10 protein-coding genes and 3 pseudogenes are annotated in these 19,695 nt (G+C 66.6%); 9 read left to right on the forward strand and 4 right to left on the reverse strand.

Going from position 1 to position 19,695, the window contains the following annotated elements; translation table 11 throughout:
• Positions 1-323: 323 nt before the first annotated feature.
• The 8 genes and pseudogenes from IPP98_15775 to cadA all read left to right on the forward strand — a co-directional run bounded on the left by IPP98_15775 (position 324) and on the right by cadA (position 14,503).
• Positions 324-1,460: an efflux RND transporter periplasmic adaptor subunit gene (locus tag IPP98_15775; protein MBL0180551.1), complete on the forward strand. Its 1,137-nt coding sequence runs from the start codon at positions 324-326 to the stop codon at positions 1,458-1,460.
• Entirely contained in the window at positions 1,450-4,602 is a 3,153-nt protein-coding gene (locus IPP98_15780) for a CusA/CzcA family heavy metal efflux RND transporter (protein ID MBL0180552.1), read from the forward strand. Before IPP98_15775 ends, IPP98_15780 begins: the two co-directional genes overlap by 11 nt.
• A pseudogene (locus tag IPP98_15785) lies at positions 4,599-5,184 on the forward strand (HupE/UreJ family protein). The gene IPP98_15780 and the pseudogene IPP98_15785 overlap by 4 nt, the downstream one beginning before the upstream one ends.
• Before the next feature lie 19 nt (positions 5,185-5,203).
• Positions 5,204-5,834 (forward strand): annotated as a pseudogene (locus IPP98_15790) (transmembrane anchor protein).
• Between the two features lie 746 nt (positions 5,835-6,580).
• Positions 6,581-7,810 (forward strand): TolC family protein, encoded by a 1,230-nt coding sequence (locus tag IPP98_15795; protein MBL0180553.1) that lies wholly within the window; start codon positions 6,581-6,583, stop codon positions 7,808-7,810.
• 35 nt (positions 7,811-7,845) lie between these two features.
• Complete coding sequence (locus IPP98_15800) at positions 7,846-8,970, forward strand: efflux RND transporter periplasmic adaptor subunit (protein MBL0180554.1); 1,125 nt, start codon at positions 7,846-7,848, stop codon at positions 8,968-8,970.
• Positions 8,971-8,986: 16 nt separating this feature from the next.
• Positions 8,987-12,105, forward strand: a pseudogene (locus IPP98_15805) (efflux RND transporter permease subunit).
• Positions 12,098-14,503, forward strand: a complete 2,406-nt coding sequence (gene cadA, locus IPP98_15810; protein MBL0180555.1) for a cadmium-translocating P-type ATPase — start codon at positions 12,098-12,100, stop codon at positions 14,501-14,503. Before IPP98_15805 ends, cadA begins: the two are co-directional and overlap by 8 nt.
• 224 nt (positions 14,504-14,727) lie before the next feature.
• Here cadA and IPP98_15815 read toward each other — a convergent pair whose 3' ends face one another.
• The 4 genes from IPP98_15815 to IPP98_15830 all read right to left on the reverse strand — a co-directional run bounded on the left by IPP98_15815 (position 14,728) and on the right by IPP98_15830 (position 17,790).
• The gene (locus tag IPP98_15815; GenBank protein MBL0180556.1) at positions 14,728-15,270 is read right to left on the reverse strand and encodes a hypothetical protein; all 543 of its coding nucleotides are present in this window, start codon (positions 15,268-15,270) and stop codon (positions 14,728-14,730) included.
• Between the two features lie 462 nt (positions 15,271-15,732).
• Complete coding sequence (locus IPP98_15820; GenBank protein ID MBL0180557.1) at positions 15,733-16,014, reverse strand: hypothetical protein; 282 nt, start codon at positions 16,012-16,014, stop codon at positions 15,733-15,735.
• Positions 16,015-16,591: 577 nt separating this feature from the next.
• Positions 16,592-17,566, reverse strand: coding sequence for a hypothetical protein (locus tag IPP98_15825; GenBank protein MBL0180558.1), 975 nt, complete (start codon positions 17,564-17,566; stop codon positions 16,592-16,594).
• Positions 17,567-17,583: 17 nt separating this feature from the next.
• Positions 17,584-17,790: a hypothetical protein gene (locus IPP98_15830; protein MBL0180559.1), complete on the reverse strand. Its 207-nt coding sequence runs from the start codon at positions 17,788-17,790 to the stop codon at positions 17,584-17,586.
• A gap of 574 nt (positions 17,791-18,364) precedes the next feature.
• Here IPP98_15830 and IPP98_15835 point away from each other — a divergent pair.
• Positions 18,365-19,444 carry a site-specific integrase gene (locus tag IPP98_15835; protein MBL0180560.1) on the forward strand — a complete coding sequence of 360 codons (1,080 nt, stop codon included), beginning with the start codon at positions 18,365-18,367 and terminating at the stop codon, positions 19,442-19,444.
• Positions 19,445-19,695: the final 251 nt, after the last annotated feature.

Here is a 19,695-nt window from a genome sequence, read left to right on the forward strand (position 1 = left end):
GGCGTGGGGCTAGCCTTGACCGCGCTCATCCTCGTCAACGGGCCGCGCGGCACGACGAGTGAAGCCGCCGAAGCCGCCGAGGCGCCGGCCTACCCTCGAGGTCCCCACGGCGGTCGCCTGCTTTCCGAGGGGCGCTCCAGCTCGAGGTCACCATCTACGAGACGGGTGTCCCTCCGCAGTTCCGGATCTACCCGTTCGATGGGCAACTCCAACCGGTGCCACCCAGCGCGGTCGCCTTGCAAGTGGAATTGCACCGACTTGGGGGGCGCATCGACCGTATCGCGTTCCGGTCGGAGGCAGATTATCTGCAGGGGCAAAATGTTGTGGAGGAACCCCATTCGTTCGACGTCAAAGTCTCGGCCACCTATCGGGGGCAATCCTACGCCTGGAGCTACGCGCAAATCGAAGGGAAGGTCGAACTCGGGGCCGCGCAACGCGCCAGTGCCGGGATCGTACTCGATACCGTCGGTCCCCGCCGCATGGTGACCACGATCGACCTCCCCGGCGAGGTGAAGGCCGATGCGACCCGGCGCGCCGAGGTGGCGCCGCGCGTTGGTGGCGTGATCATCGCGGTCCTCAAACAGGAAGGCGATCGCGTGGTCCGTGGCGATGTCCTCGCCATCATCGAAAGTCGTGAGTTGGCGGACGCCAAGAGCGCGTACCTCGTGGCCGAGCGACAAGTCGATTTTGCGACGACGACGCTGCAGCGTGAGGAGGCGCTGTGGCAGCGGAAAATTTCGCCCCAGCGCGACTATCTCGCCGCGCAGCAGGCGTTGGATGAGGCCACTCTCCGGCTTCGGGTTGCCGGACAGGGGCTGGTGGCCCTCGGGCTGCCGCCCGATGCGCTGCCGACCCTCCGCAACGAACCGCCCGAAGCGGCCGCTCGACTCGCCATTCGGGCGCCTCGTGCCGGCACCGTCACGGTCCGGGCCGCCTCCGAGGGGGAAACGGTGTTGCCCAACGCGAGCCTCTTCGTCGTGAGCGACCTCGCCGCGGTCTGGGTGGAAGCCGCCGTCCCGGCCGCCGATCTCGGCGTCGTGCGCCAGGGCCAGGAGGCCGTCGTGGTCTCCACCGATCTGGCGCGAGAAGTCCCGGGGCGCATCAGCTTCCTCGGGCCGGTGATCGGTACTGCCTCGCGGACCGCCGTCGCTCGCATCGTGTTGCCCAACACTGGCGGGGAGTGGCGGCCGGGTCTGTTCGTCACGGTGCGCATCACTCGGGAGGCCACGACGGTCCCGTTGGCGGTCGCGGCCGAAGCAGTCCAGTCCTTCCGGGATTGGCAAGTCGTCTTCGTCCGCCATGGCGACTGGTTTGAGGCGCGTCCGCTGACGCTGGGGCGGAGTGACGGCGCGTGGGTGCAGGTGTTGAGCGGGCTCGTGGCAGGCGATGAGTATGCCCGCGCCAATAGCTTTGCCGTCAAAGCCGAGATTGGGAAACTCGGAGCCACACATGACCACTAGCACGGAGCTGACGTGGATTGACCGCCTGCTGGCCGTCTCGATCCGCCAGCGTTGGGCCGTGCTGGGCGGCACGGTGGTGGTGGCGCTCCTCGGCGTCTTCAGTGCCACTCGTTTGCCGATCGACGCGGTGCCGGACATCACCAATGTCCAGGTCCAGGTCAACACGGAGGCGCCGGGCTATTCGCCGTTCGAGGCGGAGCAGCGCGTGACCTACCTGGTGGAGACCGCGATGGCGGGCTTGCCCGCACTCCAGGAGACCCGCTCCATCTCGCGCTACGGCCTGTCGCAGGTCACGGTGATCTTCGAGGACGGCACCGACATCTACTGGGCTCGGCAACTCGTCGGCGAACGCATCCAGGAGGCAATGGCACGGATGCCGGCGGGCCTCGCCCCCAGCATGGGCCCGATTGCGACGGGGCTCGGCGAGATCTTCATGTGGACCGTGGAGCCAAAGCCCGGTGCCCTGAACGAGGACGGGCGGCCCTACTCGGCGATGGACCTTCGGACCATCCAGGATTGGATCGTGCGACCCCAGCTGAAGACGGTCCCGGGAGTCGCCGACGTCAACACGATCGGCGGCTTCACCAAGCAGTTCCATGTCACGCCGGACCCTGGGAGGCTGGTGGCTTACGGGTTGACGGTGCGCGACGTCCTCGGCGCCTTGAGTGACAACAACAGCAATGTCGGCGCCGGCTACATCGAACGTCGTGGTGAGCAATACCTGATCCGCGCTCCGGGCCAGGTCGCTGGCCTCGATGATATCCGCCAGATCGTGGTCGGCATGCAAGGGAGTACGCCGATCCGTCTCGGTGATGTCGCTGGCGTGCAATTGGGTGAGGAACTCCGGACCGGCGCGGCGACCGAGAACGGCAAGGAGGTGGTACTCGGTACCGTCTTCATGCTGCAGGGCGAGAACAGTCGCATCGTCTCGCAACGGGTCGCGGACAAGATGGTGGCCATCAACCAGACGCTTCCCGCGGGTGTCACGGCCAAGACGGTGTACGATCGCACCACGCTGGTCGATGCGACGATTGAGACTGTCCAGCACAACCTCGTGATCGGGGCGTTGCTGGTGATTGTCATCCTCTTCCTCTTCCTGGGCAACGTGCGGGCCGCGGTGATCACCGCCTTCGCCATTCCGCTCTCCATGCTCTTTGCGATGTCGGGGATGGTGCTGGGCGGGGTCAGCGGAAACCTCCTCAGCCTCGGCGCGCTGGATTTCGGCATCATTGTCGACGGCGCCGTGGTCATGGTCGAGAATTGTCTTCGACACCTCGCGAGGCGGCAGCACGAGACCGGTGCTCCGTCGGCCCGTCAGGAGCGGCTTGACGTCGTGCTGCGGGCGGCGCGCGAAGTGTGGCGCCCAACGCTCTACGGCCAACTGATCATCATGGTGGTCTACCTGCCGATCCTCACCCTGACCGGCATCGAAGGGAAGATGTTCTACCCCATGGCCTTTACGGTGCTGGCGGCGCTGTTCGGCGCCATGGTGCTGTCGTTGACCTTTGTCCCGGCCGCGGTGGCGATCTTCGTGACCGGTCGCGTCTCCGAAACGGAAAGCCGCCCGATGCAGTGGGCCGTCCGCGCGTACCGGCCGACGCTTATGGCCGCACTGCGTCACCGGACCATCACGCTGACGGCCGCCGCCGCCCTGCTCGTGGTCACCGGGGCGATGGCCACCCGCCTCGGGAGCGAGTTCCTCCCCAGCCTGGACGAAGGGGACTTATTGGTGCACGCGCTTCGGATCCCGGGGACGAGCCTGTCTACCGCCGTCGAGATGCAGCACACCCTCGAGCGCAAGCTCATGACGTATCCAGAAGTCGCGTATGTCTTTTCCAAGATTGGGACGGCGGAGATCGCAACGGACCCGATGCCACCCAGCGTGGCGGATACCTATGTCATGCTGAAGGCTCAGGGTGACTGGCCCGATCCCGGGCGCTCCAAGGCCGACCTGGTGGCGGAGTTGCAGCGCGATCTGCTTCAGCTGCCCGGCAACAATTACGAATTCATCCAGCCGATCCAGATGCGGTTCAACGAACTGATCGCCGGCGTCCGAAGTGACGTCGCCGTCAAGGTCTTCGGCGACGACGTCGAGGTGCTCGCCGATGTCGGGGACCGCATCGAGGCGGTCCTGTCATCGGTGCCCGGCGCCGCCGACACCAAAGTGGAGCAGACGACGGGGCTGCCGATGCTGACGGTCCGGTTCCAGCGCGAGGCGATGGCACGCCTCGGGTTGACGGTCGCGACGGTACAGGAGGTCGTGGCGGTCGCGTTCGGTGGACGGACGGTCGGAGAGGTCTACGAGGGGGATCGCCGGTTCGACATCGTGGTGCGACTTCCGGAGAAGGCGCGGACAAACATCGAGGAGATGGGGCGCCTGCCAATTCCGTTGCCCACCGGCTCGACGGCGGCATTCGTTCCACTGGATGCGGTCGCAGACATTGAGATCGCCCCAGGGCCGAACCAGGTCAGCCGTGAGAACGGGAAGCGGCGCGTCGTCGTCACGGCGAATGTGCGGGGTCGTGACATCGGATCGTTCGTGGCAGAGGCCGAAGCGCGCATTGGTGCGACGGTCACCATCCCCGCCGGCTACTGGACCGCGTGGGGCGGACAGTTTGAGCAGCTGCTTTCGGCGCGATCACGGCTCCAAGTGGTGGTGCCTGTCGCCCTGCTGCTGATCTTTGGCTTGCTGTACGTGACCTTTGGCGGCATCCGCGATGCGTTGTTGGTTTCCACGGGCATTCCGCTTGCACTCACCGGCGGGGTGCTCTTTCTCTGGGTCGGCGGCATTCCGTTTTCGATCTCTGCGGCAGTGGGGTTCATCGCGCTCTCCGGGGTGGCGGTGTTGAACGGGCTCGTGATGATCACCTTCATCACGCGATTGCGCGCGGAGGGTCATTCCCTCGACGACGCCGTGCTGCATGGCGCGGTGGCACGGCTGCGGCCGGTCTTGATGACGGCCTTAATAACGTCCCTCGGCTTCCTCCCCATGATGCTTGCCACAGGTCGAGGTGCTGAAGTTCAGCGGCCGCTCGCCACCGTGGTGGTCGGCGGAGTGCTCTCGTCGACCCTGCTGACGTTGGTGATCCTCCCGGTTTTGTATCGCCTGCTTGCCCGCAAGGAAGCGGAGCAGGCGGCATGAGCCGCGGGCACAGGGGTGGCTGGCAGCTGCTACTCGCCGTGGTCGGCGTGACGCTGACGCCAGCCGTCGCCCAGGCACACGGCGTGGCGGCGGGCGACAAGGGGTTCATCCAGGAGAGCGCCGGCATGCTGCTGGTGCCGTTTGCCTACCTCGGTGCGAAGCATATGGTGACCGGCTACGATCACCTGCTTTTTCTGTTCGGCGTCATTTTCTACCTGTATCGCCTCAAGGACGTGGCGATCTACGTCACTTTGTTTGCGATCGGCCACTCCACGACGCTGCTGCTCGGTGTCCTGACCGGCGTCAGCGCGAGTCCCTACCTGATTGACGCCATCATCGTGCCTGGCGACCAAGATTCTCGATTTCGAGATGTCCCCGGATGGGATGATTCCCAATCTGCTCGCCTTCAACGTCGGCGTCGAAGTGGGGCAACTACTCGCCCTCAGCGCGATCCTGATCGGGATGGCGTACTGGCGCCGCACGTCAGGCTTTGGTCGCCACGCCTACACCGCGAACGTCGCACTCATGACGGCGGGTTTCCTGCTGGCGGGCTACCAGCTCGCTGGCTACTTCCTGACCTGAACACTCCGAGGATCGCCCGATGGTGCCGCACCCCGACGAACCACCGCCGAACGACGCCCAGTCGGCGCATCGATTGCGCCGCTCGACCCTGCTCGCCGCGCTGGTCGCGGTGACGTTGCTGGTGACGACGGTCCTCCCCGCGGAATATGGTGTGGATCCGACGGGGGTGGGCCGGATCCTCGGGCTCACCCAGATGGGATTGATCAAGCGATCGCTGGCCGCCGAGGCTGAGGCCGAGGCCGCGGCAGCGGCGAAGGCGTCGCCGCCCGACAGCATCGCGCCCACCTGGCGGAATGTGCCTCCGGTCGCGGTTGCCCCGCCGGATACGACTCGCCATGTCACCACGGTCACGCTCGAGCCGAATCAGGGGAAGGAGATCAAGCTCCGGATGCGGAAGGGAGCCCGAGCCGACTACTCCTGGTCTACCGACCACGGTGTGGTCAATGTCGATGCGCACGGTGACGCCGTCGGCAGGCCAAGCTCCTACCACGGCTATAAAGGGGGCTCGAGTGTCGGGGCCCGACCAGGGAACGCTCGTCGCCGCGTTTGACGGCAATCACGGGTGGTTCTGGCGCAATCGTGGCACGACGCCGATCACGATCACGCTGGTGACACAGGGCACCTACGAGGCCGTGATTCCGCCGCGGTGACTCGCGGGGTCCCGCAGCCTGCAGGGCCGCTGTTGACATCGGGTAGCGGCCCGGCGTTCTTCTCTCGGGAGTGCCTGCACGTGCAGGCCGCCCTTTCTTGCCTCGGAGCCACGCCCTGTCGCGACACCGCTGGATGTCCTGGATAATGGTTGTGCTGATGGCGGGTTCGATGGTAGAACCTGCCTTTGGCGCGCTCCGGGACGGTGCTGTGCACCATGAGGCGAATGGCCTCAGTGCGGCGCACGCGCTGGTAGCCTCCGGCGATCATGGTCACGAAGATGGCCCTCCGGGCGCCGCACACCCCCACGGACCTCGGCACGAACATGGCACTGGTGCCGACCATTGCACGCATCAACATGGCGTGCCATTCGCGTCCGCCATGACGCCGCCGCCGTCGGTCGGGTTGACGACTGAGTCCCCGCTACGCGCCCTCCGTCCGCGACTCCCTCGCATCGCCCCCGTGGTGCTGTTCCACCCCCCACGAGCCTGAGCCTCCCCGGCTGACGTCGCGGCGCCATCGCGCCACCGTCCAGCCCGCGTCCCACGCACACAATCGTCCATTGTCCTGAGATGTCCCGTGCCCGGGCACGCGCGATGCGCGCGCTTGCGCACCTGGACCGCTGCGGACTTCACGAGGGGAAGGCATGCAACCGATTCCACTGATCGCGGTCCACGCGGTCATGATCCTGATGTTGTCTAGCAACCGTCACGCGCCTGCATTTCCACAGGGGCCGCAGATGAGTGGCATGCCATCGCCACCGGACACGATCGTGCTGACGCTGCGCGAGGCGGGTCGCCTCGCGTTGGAGCGCGAGCCTGGGCTCCAGGCCGAACGTCAGGGCGCCGCGATTGCGCGGGGCGAATACCGCCAATCTCGATTGGACGGGCTGAACCCCGCGATCGATTTCCAGCAATACGAGACCGGGGCGCTGGGCGGGACGCAGGCGTACACCGTGGGTCTCTCGCTGGAGCTGCCGTGGGCAGGTCAGCGTGGGCTCCGGATTGCCGCGGCGCGCGCCGGAATGGAGCGGGCGAACGCCACCACGGCCGATGCCGTGCGCCTCGCGGAAGCCACGGTCTCGCTGGCGTTTTTCGGGGCGGTGGCGGCTGAGCGGCGCTTGCAGCTCGCCGAGCAGATGGCCGCCGCCTCCCAGCGATTCTTCGATCTCACCCGGATCCAGCTCCGCGAAGGCGAGATCAGTGCCCTGGAGGCCAACCTCACGGACATCGAATTCGGGCGCAGCAGGGCGCGTCTCCTGGCGGCGCGTCGCGACGCGACGGCCGCGCTGCTCGAACTGCGCCGATTGATCGGTGTCTCCTCAGTGACACCGATCCGGCTCGTCGACGCGGCGTGGTCGGCACCGACGGCGGTCCCCCTCAACGAAGACTCCCTGATCGCGGTGGCGTTGGCAACACGCCCCGATCTCGAGGCCGGGCGTCGGCAGCTGGCGCAGTCCGCCTCGTTGCGTCGGCTTGCCGCCCGGGAAGCAATTCCCACTCCGCGGCTCAGCGCGTTCAACCAGCGGGATGCTGGGGAACAGGCCTCACGTTTCGGGCTCGGGATCTCGGTGCTGCTCCCCGTCGTCGATCGGGCCCAAGGCCGGGTGGACCAGGAGGAGGCGCGCGTCGCGCAGGCGCGATCGCGCGTTGCGGCACTCGAGTTGGCCGTTGGCGCGGAAGTCGCCGAGGCCTATCGCACCCTGCAAGCGGCGACCGAAGAAGTCTCGACGCTGGAGTCCCTTGTGCTGGGGCCCGCCCGACGGAACCTCGCCCTGGTGGACTCTGCCTATCAAGCCGGAAAGCTTGCGCTCCCAACGGTGCTCCTGATCCGCAACCAACTCCTCGATGCCGAATTGGATTTCTGGCGCGCGTGGCAGGTCCATCGTGAGGCGCTGGTGCGTCTCCATCTCGCCACGGCCACGCCGATCACCCCTGTTCCGTCGTCGCGCGCCCCCTCCGCTGAGGACAACCGATGAATACCCCCATCCGCCATTTGGCCCCTGTTACGGCCGTGCTCCTGCTCCTCACCGCATGCGGCGATCGTGCCGTGCCGTCGACGGAGGAGGTGGCGGCCACGACGTCAGCAGACAGCGCGGTTGCGGATGAAGTCCGCATCGACAGTGCGGCGGCAGCTGAGTTCGGCATCCGGGTAGACACCGTCGCGAGCGTGAGCGGGGAGATGCTCTCGGTCACCGGCTCGGTGACCTACGATGCCAACCTCGTGAGTCATATCGGCTCGAGGGCCGCCGGGCGCATCCTCACGCTACGCGCCGATATCGGCGACCAAGTCACGGCGGGATCGGTCCTAGCCATCCTCGAGAGTCCCGAGGTTGGGGAGGTGCGGAGTGATGAACTCGAAGCCGAGGCGCTGCTCGAAATCGCCCAGGAAAACTTCAATCGCGAGCAGCGGCTCGAGCAGCAGGGCATCTCCAGTCGCAAAGAATTGCTCGATGCCAAGGCCGACCTTCGGCGTGCCGAGGCTGCGCTGCGGAGCTCCCGGGAGCGACTCCGGGTGCTCGGCGCCGGCCACGGGAGTGGCGGGGAGTTCGGGTTGACGGCGCCGTTCGCGGGGGTCGTCGTAGAGCGGGGGGTGAGTCGCGGCGAGATGGTGGGGCCCGAGGATCAACTCTTCGTCGTCGCGGACTTGCGCCAAGTCTGGGTGCTCCTCGACATCTTCGAGCGGGATCTGCCGACGGTTGCCCGCGGACAGCAGGTCCTGCTGACAACCACCGCCTGGCCCGATCGCGAATTCACCGGACAGATCGTCCATGTTGGTGCAGTTCTCGACAGTGCGACGCGGACGGTGCGCGCACGCATCGAGGTCCCCAACCGCGACGGAGCCCTGCGCCCGGGGATGTTTGCCACGGCGGTGATCGCGCCACGGGCTGGTGGCCAGGCCTTTCCGGTTGTGCCACAAGATGCAGTGCAGGAGCTGGAGGGCCGGAAAGTGGTCTTCGTCCCGGGCGAGCATCCCGGGGAGTTCGTCGCGCGTACCGTCCTGCTCGGTCGACCGACTGGGGGCACGCGTGTGATGGTGCTTTCCGGGCTCAAGGCCGGCGAGCCGGTGGTGGTGGCCGGTGCCTTCATGTTGCGCTCCGAACTCGCCAAGGGCGAGATCGGCGAGCACGGGCATTGACCGGGGAATCAGACTCATGAATCGCGTGATTGCCTTTTCCCTGTCCAATCGCTTGCTGGTCCTCGCCCTGACACTCGGGCTGGCTGGCATCGGAATCTGGTCGGCGCTGCGACTGCCGATTGATGCCGTCCCGGATGTGACCAACGTGCAGGTGCAGGTCAACACCAACGCGCCCGCGCTATCGCCGGTTGAGGTCGAACGCCAGATCACCCTGCCGGTCGAATTGGCGATGTTCGGGTTGCCAAATCTCGAGGAAATTCGCTCCCTCTCCAAATTCGGACTCTCCCAGGTCACCGTCGTCTTCCACGACGGCACCGATATCTATTTTGCCCGACAACAGGTCCAGGAGCGACTGCAGCTCGCCCGCGAGGCCATCCCCGCCAGTCTGGGGAACCCGGAAATGGGGCCGACAAGTACCGGCCTCGGCGAAATTTTCCAGTACGCGGTCGAGGCCGATTCCGGTTCGACGATTGATGCGACGGAACTGCGGACGATCCAGGACTGGATCGTGTCGATGCAGCTGCGCACCGTCCCGGGCGTCGCCGAGGTGAACTCGTTCGGCGGCTTCGAGAAGCAGTATCAGGTGTTGGTGCGTCCGGAGGCCTTGATCCAGTATCAGTTGACGCTGGATCAGGTCTTCGAGGCCATCGAGACGAACAATCTCAACGCGGGAGGCGGTTACATCACGCGCGGCGCCGAGCAATTGGTCGTCCGCGGCGTGGGGCAGGTGCAGAGTCTCGACCAGATCCGGAGCATCGTCCTCAGCAGCCGAGAGGGCGTCCCGGTACTGGTCCGAGATGTCGCTGACGTGACGATCGGGCACACGATCCGGCAGGGGCGGTCACCAAGGATGGTCGTGGCGAAGTGGTCACCGGCATCGTGATGATGCGCATTGGCGAAAATGCGCGGACCGTCGTCGGCGCCGTGAAGGAGAAATTCGAGGCGGCCAAGTCCACCCTGCCGGATGGGGTGACGATGAAGCCGTTCTACGACCGGACGGAACTCATCGACCGAACCATCGGCACGGTGGAGCGCAACCTGATCGAGGGCGCCGCGCTGGTCGTGGCGGTGCTGTTTCTCCTGCTGGGAAACCTCCGAGCCGCGTTGATTGTCGCGCTGGCGATCCCGCTCTCGATGCTCTTCGCCTTTAGTGCGATGCTGCAAGCGGGCATCGCCGGCAGCCTGATGAGCCTCGGCGCAATTGACTTCGGCCTGGTGGTGGATGGCTCGGTCGTGATGGTCGAAAACGCCATGCGGCACCTCGGAGAGCGTGAGCACAAGAAGCGAGGGTTCCTCGAAACCGTGCGCTTCGCCTGCGGGGAGGTCGCCCGTCCGATCCTCTTCGGCGTCGGCATCATCATCGTAGTATATCTGCCGATCCTCAGTCTGGAAGGCGTTGAGGGCAAGCTCTTTCGCCCCATGGCGCTGACCGTGGTCTTCGCGCTTGCCGGCTCCCTGCTCCTGACCTTTCTGCTGACTCCTGTGTTGATCGCGTTCGGGCTTCGCGGACCGATCGTGGAGAAGGATGTCTGGTTCATGCGGCATGCCAAGCGCATCTACCAGCCAGCCCTGGAATGGACGCTCGCGCACAGTCGGCGAGTGCTGGTGCTGTCGGCCGCAGCGGTCGGACTCTCGGTCGCGGTCATTCCATTTCTCGGATCGGAGTTCATTCCCCGACTGGACGAAGGCTCATTCGCCCTGCAGATCCTGCGCTTGCCGAGCGTCTCGCTGGAGGAATCGGTCCGGCAGTCGACGCTGATCGAGGCGCGCCTGCGAGCGGCGTTCCCCGACGAGGTGACCGACGTGGTCAGCAAGACCGGGCGTGCGGAGATTGCAACCGATCCGATGGGCGTCAACATCTCCGACGTGCTGGTGATGCTGACCCCGCCGGACCAATGGACGCGGGCGACGGGGAAGGCCGAACTCGAGGCGGAGATGACGAAGGTCCTCGAGGGCATTCCCGGTGTGGTCTTCGGCTTCAGCCAGCCGATCGAGCTCCGCGTCAATGAATTGATCGCCGGCGTGCGCTCCGACCTCGCGATCAAGATCTTCGGTGAAGACCTCGACGTGCTCCGCACCAAGGCCGACGAGGCGGTCGCGGCGGTGGCCCGACTCGAGGGAGCGACCGGGTTCAAGGCACAACAGTTGACCGGGATGCCGCAGTTGCAGATCAGCGTCCTGCCGGAGCAACTTGCCAGGTATGGCATCAACTCCGCGGACGTGATGCGCACCGTCGAGGCCATCGGTGGGGCCATCGCCACGACCGTCCTGGAGGGCCAGCGACGCTTCGAGCTGTCGGTCCGCTTTCCTGAGTCCGTGCGGGCAAGTCGCGAGACGATCGCGGCGCTCCTGGTGAGCGCGCCTGGTGGCGAACGGGTTCCACTCGGCCAGCTGGCGAGAATCGAGGAGGTCCAGGGTCCCTCGGACCTCAGCCACGAGAACGGCTCTCGCCTCGTCATCATCGAGGGGAATGTGCGCAATCGGGACATGGGGTCGTTTGTCAAGGAAGTCCAGGGACTCTTCAGCAGCGGGGCGATCACGCTGCCGGCCGGGTACCGGGTCGAATTCGGCGGACAATTCGAGAATCTCGAGCGGGGCACCAAGCGTCTCATGCTGGTGGTGCCGTTGTCCCTCCTGCTGATCTTTCTCTTGCTCTTCGCCACGTTCAATTCGTTGCGTCAGGCGGCGCTGGTGTTCACCGGGATCCCGCTGGCCATCGTCGGTGGTGTGCTCGCACTGCTCACGCGCGGCATGCCGTTCAGCATCAGCGCCGGGGTTGGTTTCATCGCCTTGTTCGGGATCGCGGTGCTGAACGGCGTGGTGCTGGTGAGTTACCTGAACGAGGTGCGGGCCCGTGGCGCCTCGCTGGAGGATGCGGTCCGGGAAGGCGGAATGACTCGACTCCGCCCGGTCCTGATGACGGCCATGGTGGCGAGCCTGGGCTTCCTGCCGATGGCGCTCTCCCACGGTTCCGGCGCCGAGGTCCAGCGACCGTTGGCGACCGTCGTGATCGGGGGATTGATCACGGCCACGCTGCTGACGCTGCTGGTCTTGCCGCTGCTCTACCTCATCATTGAACGCCGTGCGGCCAGCACGAGCGACGAAGCCGATGCCCGAGGAGGACTCGATGACTGAACGCCTTCGAATGGAACTGGCACTGCTGCTCCCCGACCTCCCCGGCGATCAGGATGCCTGCATGCAGCGGCTCACCGACATCCTCGGCGCCGAGCCCGGCGTGACCGAGGCCCACATCGTCCCGCCGGAGGGGGCGACGCCGGGACAACTCTGCCTGCACTTCGACCCCGCCCAGCTCTCGCTTGCGGAGGTGCGACGGGCGGCGCTCGCGGCCGGCGCCAGGATCAGCGCACGCTTCGGCCACGTGTCGGTGGCGGTCCGGATGATCGGCGCCGAGGATGCGGCGCGACGCCTCGTGGAGGAGCTCAGGGCGGTGCCTGGTGTGCTCACGGCGTCCATCAACCTGCCCGCGCAACAGGCGTTCGTTGAGTTCGACCGTGAGCTGACCTCGCTGGAACGCATCCAGGAGGCGGTGGGCCGCCTGCCCGGCGTCACGGTGCCGAACGCCGGTGCCAACGCCGACCGCGGCGCAGAGGTACCCCCGTGGTATCGGCGGCACCGCGAGTTGGTGTGGAGCCTCCTGTCTGGCGTTCTGCTCTTCGCCGCCTATAGCGGAGCACGTTGGGGCGGTCTGCCGGGAGCGGCGGTCCGCGTGCTCTATGGGGGTGCCTACCTGTTCGGCGGCTTCGATCTGGTGCGGCACACCGTCGCGGCGGCGCGCAAGGGGCGCTTTGCGTTCGACATCGACCTGTTGATGCTGCTCGCGGCACTTGGTGCAGCGTTGCTCGGTGAATGGGCCGAAGGCGCATTTCTGCTCTTTTTGTTTTCGCTGGCGCATGCCTTGGAACATTACGCACTGGGGCGGGCCCGCAACGCGATTCGCGCACTCGCGGAACTCGCGCCGCGGCGCGCGGTCGTGTTGCGGGGTGCCGAACAACACGAGATCCCCGTGGAGGAGGTGGTCCCCGGCGACCTGGTCGTGATCCGTCCGGGTGAACGGCTCCCGGTGGACGGCGAGGTCACGCAGGGCAACTCGAGTATCAACCAGGCGCCCGTCACCGGGGAGTCCGTGCCGGTGGAGAAGGCGCCGGGCGACGAGGTATTCGCCGGAACGGTGAATGGCGAGGGCGCGTTGCAAGTGCGCACGACCCGGGCTGTCGGGGACCGCACCCTCGATCGGGTGGTCACGCTGGTCGAGGAGGCGCAGGCACAACAGGCGCCGACGCAACGCTTCACGGAACAATTCGAACGGGTGTTCGTGCCCGTGGTGCTGATTGCCGATCTGCTCCTGATTGTGCTGCCGCCCCTGCTTGGTTTCTGGGATTGGTCAACGTCTTTCTACCGTGGGATGGCGCTGTTGGTGGCCTCGTCGCCGTGCGCCTTGGCGCTGGGTACACCGGCGGCGGTCCTGGCGGGGATCGCGCAGGCTGCTCGCCACGGTGTCCTGATCAAGGGAGGGGCGCATCTCGAGAACCTTGGCCGGCTGCGGGCGCTGGCCCTTGACAAGACGGGTACCCTGACGCGCGGCGAGCCGGAGGTCACCGACGTCATCGCCTTCGCGCCGACGTCCGAGTCGGAACTACTTGCGCTCGCCGCAGCCGTCGAACGGCATTCGCAGCATCCACTTGGTGCCGCCGTGGTTCGGGAGGCTGACCGACGTGCCCTGGTGATGCCCGACATTGGTGAGGTCACGAGTGTCAGCGGGCAAGGCAGCCGATCTACTCTCGGGGTGGAGCCGATCGCGCTCGGCAATCTCCGGCTCTGGGAAGCGGACGGCGTGGTTGTCCCGGGCGAGGTCAGCCAGGCGGTCGCCGGATTGCAGGCACGCGGACGGAGCACGATCACCATGCGGGTCGGGACACGCTGGATGGGTGTGCTCGGGCTCGCGGATCAACCGCGTCCGGATATCCGGGAGGTCCTTGACCAACTCCGCCGGCTCGGCATTGCCCCGATCGTGATGCTCACTGGCGACAACCAGGGTGTCGGGGATGCCATTGGGGCGGAAGTCGGTGTCGATGCAGTCCAAGCGGGGCTCATGCCCGAGGACAAGGTCACGGCGGTCAAGGACCTGCTGGCGCGGCACGGGATGGTGGCCATGGTCGGCGACGGCGTGAACGATGCGCCGGCCATGGCGCGCGCGACCATGGGCATCGCGATGGGCGGGGCCGGCACCGATGTGGCGCTGGAAACCGCCGATGTGGCGTTGATGGCCGACGACCTGGGGATGCTGCCCTTCGCGGTGAGCCTGTCGAGGAGTGCGCGAGGTGTCATCCGTCAGAATCTCTACTTGTCACTGGCCGTGATCGCGATCCTCATCGTCGCGACGACGACCGGTACCATGGGCATCGGTCCGGCCGTGCTGGTGCATGAGGGGAGCACCTTGTTGGTCATCGCAAACGCCCTCCGCCTGCTGCGGCACCGACCTCGCGGTTTGCTCCCCCGTGTCGCAACAGGGTAGGGCGGGGGAGCCAAAGGCCATCCCGGAACCGAGGAACCGTGACAGCGTCGATCTGGGCTGGCCCCGATAACATGGACACCTAGTCAGGTAGCTCGACCTTCCTGCGCAACGGGCGATTTTTATGGGTAACGTCCAAGGACCCCGGGAGCCCCCCCAATAGTCATCTGGCGTACCGCGTCGTGAACAACGAGATGATGAGTGCGCGCACGCCCCGGCCCATGAGCTCAACCCCCGGCTACTCCCCCAATGGCCTCAGCAGCCCGGGCCGCCTGGATCTCCTTCCACTGGGCTAGGCGCTTCGCCGACGCCCTCTTGTCCCGACGCGCCTGGGCCCGCTTGGCCCGCGTAAAGTCGTATTCCCGGACCATGTACTCGGCATAGGCACCTCCCTCGTCACCGCCCTCGTCCGCCGAATAATCCACGTGGCACATCTCGTTCACGCGAAGCTCAGTGATCGCCGCCTCGACCTGGTCCTTCCCGATGTACCACCGGTCGGTCATTTCGATGGTGGGCACGTCGGCCGGGTGGATGTCCCGCATCGCCCGCCGCCGGTTCGCGGCGAACATCCATGCGCAGGCCTCAACCCAGCGGCGGCATGCGATCACGCACACAAAGTCCTTGCGGCCATCTGGGCGAAACGACTTTCTGTCCCACGCGGTCACGAAATACAAGCGCTTGGGCAGCGCGGGCGGGGTGCCGTATGGCCGGCCCCGCAGAAAGAGGTCGAGTGCGCGGTCGCGGGTGCGGCGATCAGAGATGGTTGACATGGTGGTGGGCTCCAGACACCAGGGGTTTGTCGGGCATCTGCCCGACCCCATCACCATACGTCAACCGGGGGGGGGCCTAGAATCCCCCATTGAGCTGCCTCTGATCACCGCTTCAAGCCGGTCATCGGGCTGTCGATCTCGGACAGGTCCAGATGCCCTCCCCAGATTGTCTAGGGTGCGCCGATGATGGTCCCTCAAGCGGTGGCACTGCCGGCCTCCCGTCCTAAGAGTTCGGCGAGGCGGCGGTGGCCAGATGCAGGTCTCCGGTGGTGGCGCCCAGCGCTGCGGCAGCGGCGTTGATCATGCCCCAGGATGCCCAGCGGGGCAGGCCCGTGAAAGTGGCGAAAGACGAAAGTGGGGCATGCCTCGATTTTCGGGGACTCTGAAACATCAATGGGGCAAACGAAACGCCCCCCCGGTGAGGGCGAGGCGCTCGGACATCGGATGATGGGCGACGCAAGGTTAGGCGTCCATGGTGGCGGCGGGCCATTCTGCCCAAACGCACGTCGCGCGGTACATGCCGTGGTTCGTTCGGCCGATGAGCGCGGTTCGATTGGCACGCTTCTGCGCGTCCCCATATCGAATGTTCGTGTTGACGATCAGGACCGCCTCGGGATGGTCTGCGAGCACGGCCGAAAGGCGCTGAATTCGGCCTGCCTGCGCCTTGCCACTGTATCCCACGTCGGCGAGCATTTCAGTGGCGGTGGCGATGAGGGCGGCGTTGGGTGCGATGGTGGCGGACATAAGGCGGCTCCAGGATCAGGGTTGGTGATGCGTCGGCGATGACCGACATGAGCACCATGCCAGAGCGCCTGGTACCTCGCCAACCCCCTGCAGGGCACGGGCGGAATGGAGGGGCGTTCACGCGAGCCGGTCCCATTGCGGATGCCTCTTACGTCTGCCAGCACGGACCTTCGCAGGCGCAAGGCCCCCCAAAGCTTGGTGCGGCACGATACCGACTGCCGATCGGTGTGGCGCGGTATCGGGGCTGACGGATCACACCGCCCATCCCGCTGGCGGCGGTGCTCCGCATGCGTGTGGCGCGGTGGTGCAACTAGGAGGGAAGATCGAGTGGCGCAGCGCCGTCGGGGCGCGTCCTCGTCACCCCGTTCCCCAGCTTCGCACCATTCGGGGGCGTGGTCGGAAGTCGTAGGATGACTCCGAGGCGAACCTCTAACCCCCGGCGCAGAGCGCGGCGAGTGCGTCGGGCCCAGCCGACCATGCCAGCAGGCTCCGATCCCCCGGGCCACGGGGGCTCGAAGGCAAGTTGAGCTTGGCAATGCGCGCGCACTGTTCGTCGCTCAACTCGACATAGCCGCCATCATCCAACGCCATAGGTCCCCCTCTCGTAGTCATCCCATCTCATCGGCGGGGCTGGCTCGACGCCCGGGACGTGTTCGGGTGAAATAGTTATGCGCCCGTGATCACGGATGCCCATCGCCATGGCAGAGATCAGCGCGTTCTCGATCGTGCGCGCTACCAGGCTCAGGCCCAACCGCACGCCGCCCTTCGGATCGGTCAGCGCCGCGCGCTGGAGCGTGCGTAAGGCCATCGCGCTCCACTGCACATCATACCCACACATGCCCGAGGTGATCGCCGCATCCGTGTTGGCGCGACTCACGACGATCGATCCGATTTCCACCGGCGACAGCGGTGGCAAATAGATGGGCGTCCACAGCGAGGCCACCGATGCGTGCATGCCGGCTTCGCGCAGCGCGTCCGGGCTAACATCGCAACCCTCGCCGATTCTCAAACGGGGCAGGGTACATGTTGCTACCAGCGGTGGTGTCTGGCCTGGCGTCAGGCCCCCTGAGGCAAGGCTGAGGAGGTCCTGGGCTTGGTGTTCCAGCCTCTCAAGGGTGTTCCCGCTGATGCGTGGAGGTGCGCACACCGCGCTATCCAGCCCATCGATCGCTATGACGCTCCGCCCCAACCCCGGGGTCACGACGGTGCGCAGGTTGAGCCCCTCCCACCCCGAAGGCGATAGCGTGTTGCCCGCGATCGGAATGATCTCGCGTCCCATGGCCATGCTGACGGCGTGGAGCATCTGAGACTTGCCCGAACCATTTCCGCCTATGATCAGGATCCTCGGGATGCGTCCCATCTTCTTGAGGCGCGCGGCCATCATGGCGGCGAGCGCGACTTGGTGATCCCGGCCCTCCACCCCCGCGGCGCGAATGCACGCGATACAGTCGTGCCAGGTGTCGGACAAGGACCGCTCCTTGGGGAAAACGAACAACCCGTCGGAATCGTCGTCCGGCGGGTCGTTCTGGTGGTCCTTCGATCGTCTCGTCATGCGCCATCATACCGCGCTCAGAAGGGCAATCGGCCGTCCCCCGGGCCCGGGTTGAACGGGATCCCGTAGCGGAGCAGGACCTCGAGTTCGTGGATGTCGTTGGCGGCTTCCGCGGCGGCCTCGGCCTCATCTTCGTGCATCACCGGCGACCCCTGTTCATCGACCACCATATAGCCGTCCTCCTCTGGGCTGCCCTCGACGTGGTCGGGCCGGGTGAGCGGCACGCGGGGGTGTAGGCCGGGGTGGGGGCCTTGGACAGCCCCAGGGCGGCGAGGGTTGTGTGGAAAAGATTGCGCATGGTGGGCTCCGAGGGGGTGGGTGATACCCCCAGATCGCAGGCCAGAGGGGGGTGCCGCCAAGGCCCCGATGGGGTCAAACGCGTGCGGTATGGTGGCCCCATGATCGATTACTTGGCCAGCCCGACCTCGCCCTCCCATCGTCTCCCCATGCAGACGACCCCCGCCCCCGCGGCCACCCTCGACCGGGAATTCATGCCCTTGCGTGAGTTTGCCCAGCAGTCGGGGCAGGAGCTCAAGCCGCTCGTGGTGGACGCCCGGATGGGCAAGCTTCCGTACGCCTGGAAGCCACGCCCAGACAGCGACCCCACCATGGCCAAGTCGTGGGTGGTGCACCTGCCCACCCTGCGGGCCGGGTTCGAGGCGCCGCCGGCAGACGAGGGGGATGAGGTTGCCCCGCTCCCCCGGCGCCGGGTAGCTTCCGCGCGGCAGCCACGCCGTGTAACCAGCCGAGCCTCGGCGCGGTTTGAGGCGGAGGCGGAAATCGACTGGGGGGCCGTGCGTGCCGCGACAAAAGCGAGCCTCCAGCGAGGTGCTGCTCAAAGGGGTTGACCGGTACCTCATTCCGGACCGCCGCTCCGCCGTCGTGTGGCGGCACGGCGCCTGGTGGCTCGACCACCGCCAGCTCAAGCTCGCCGCGATCAATCAATCCAAGCTCACCCGCCTCCATGCGGTCGACGCCATCCGCACCAACGCGGCGCTCAAAGCGGCCTTCGAGGCCGGCGACGCCCTCCTGTCCGAGCTCTCCCGGGAGGTCCGGGCCCACCAAGAGGGGGCCTCCGGGGCGGGCGACCGACTCAGCTTGGTCGACGGATATCACGAATGGGTGGCAGCCCGCCACTTCGCCGACACCGAGCGCGCCGAGGGCGCAACGACACGGCAGCAGCGCAACATTGCCCGGGCCTCGGTCACCCTGATTCAGCACGCCCGCGAGGCGCTCATATTCTGCTCGGAAGAGGGTCGGGTGACGGCCCGCGTCGTCTCGTCGCAGGACACGCTCGCGTACGCGAAGGTGCTGGCCAAAAAGTACAAGTCCGAGAACTCGCAACGCTCCCGATGGAAGGCGCTGCAGGCGTGGTTCTCGTGGATGATTGCGGAGAAGGGGGTGCAGACCGTCGGCAACATCTTCCCGCGCGGGAAGGGCCCCAAGGTGACGCCGCGGGTGCGGAAAGACAAAGACACGTTCCCAGTGCTGCGGGACGTCGCGGCAACACTCGACGCGCTCACCTACCTGGCCCAGCTGGACCGGCGCTATCTCCCCGCCTACATCCGGATGCACCTCATCGCCTACACTGGGTGCCGGCTCGCCGAGACTGCGCACATGCGGTGGGACGGTCTAAGGCTGGGGGGCGAGGTGCCCAGCATCACAATCATCGAGACGAAACGGAAGGGCCACGCCACCCGCGTCGTGCCGCTGTGGCCGCGCCTCGAGGCCGCCCTGGGATACTACGCCCGCCGCCTTACGCTGGAGGGCGCGGAGGTGCCCACACACGGGCTGATCCTTCGTCCACGGGTCCAGGACATCTCGGACCCAGCAGCGCGCGGGCGATACTGGGCAGGCGGGGACGGCGGAAGTGGCTGACGACGGCTGACCGCATTGCTGCGCTCGAGCGCGGCCACATCAAGGCGGCCGGCTCCTACGCCCCGTACCGTGCCCTGAAGCGCGCGGCCCGGAGGGGCGGGTTCGTGGTGGCGGGACCACAACACATGCGCGCGATCGCCACGACGATGCTCGAAAGGTCTTGCAGCCGGGCACCCAGCAACCGTATCCAGCGGAGACCGTGGGCCAGCTCCTGGGGCACAGCCTCAGGGTCCGGGGAGCGCCACTACCTT

This window comes from Gemmatimonadota bacterium (genome assembly GCA_016720805.1).
Lineage (GTDB): Bacteria > Gemmatimonadota > Gemmatimonadetes > Gemmatimonadales > GWC2-71-9 > Palsa-1233.

Bases quoted from the DNA above. Each gene is read 5' to 3' on its own strand.
- IPP98_15780 (MBL0180552.1), top strand. From the start codon at position 1,450: ATGACCACTAGCACGGAGCTGACGTGGATTGACCGCCTGCTGGCCGTC.
- IPP98_15795 (MBL0180553.1), top strand. From the start codon at position 6,581: ATGCCATCGCCACCGGACACGATCGTGCTGACGCTGCGCGAGGCGGGT.
- cadA (MBL0180555.1), top strand. From the start codon at position 12,098: ATGACTGAACGCCTTCGAATGGAACTGGCACTGCTGCTCCCCGACCTC.
- IPP98_15815 (MBL0180556.1), bottom strand. From the start codon at position 15,270: ATGTCAACCATCTCTGATCGCCGCACCCGCGACCGCGCACTCGACCTC.
- IPP98_15820 (MBL0180557.1), bottom strand. From the start codon at position 16,014: ATGTCCGCCACCATCGCACCCAACGCCGCCCTCATCGCCACCGCCACT.
- IPP98_15825 (MBL0180558.1), bottom strand. From the start codon at position 17,566: ATGACGAGACGATCGAAGGACCACCAGAACGACCCGCCGGACGACGAT.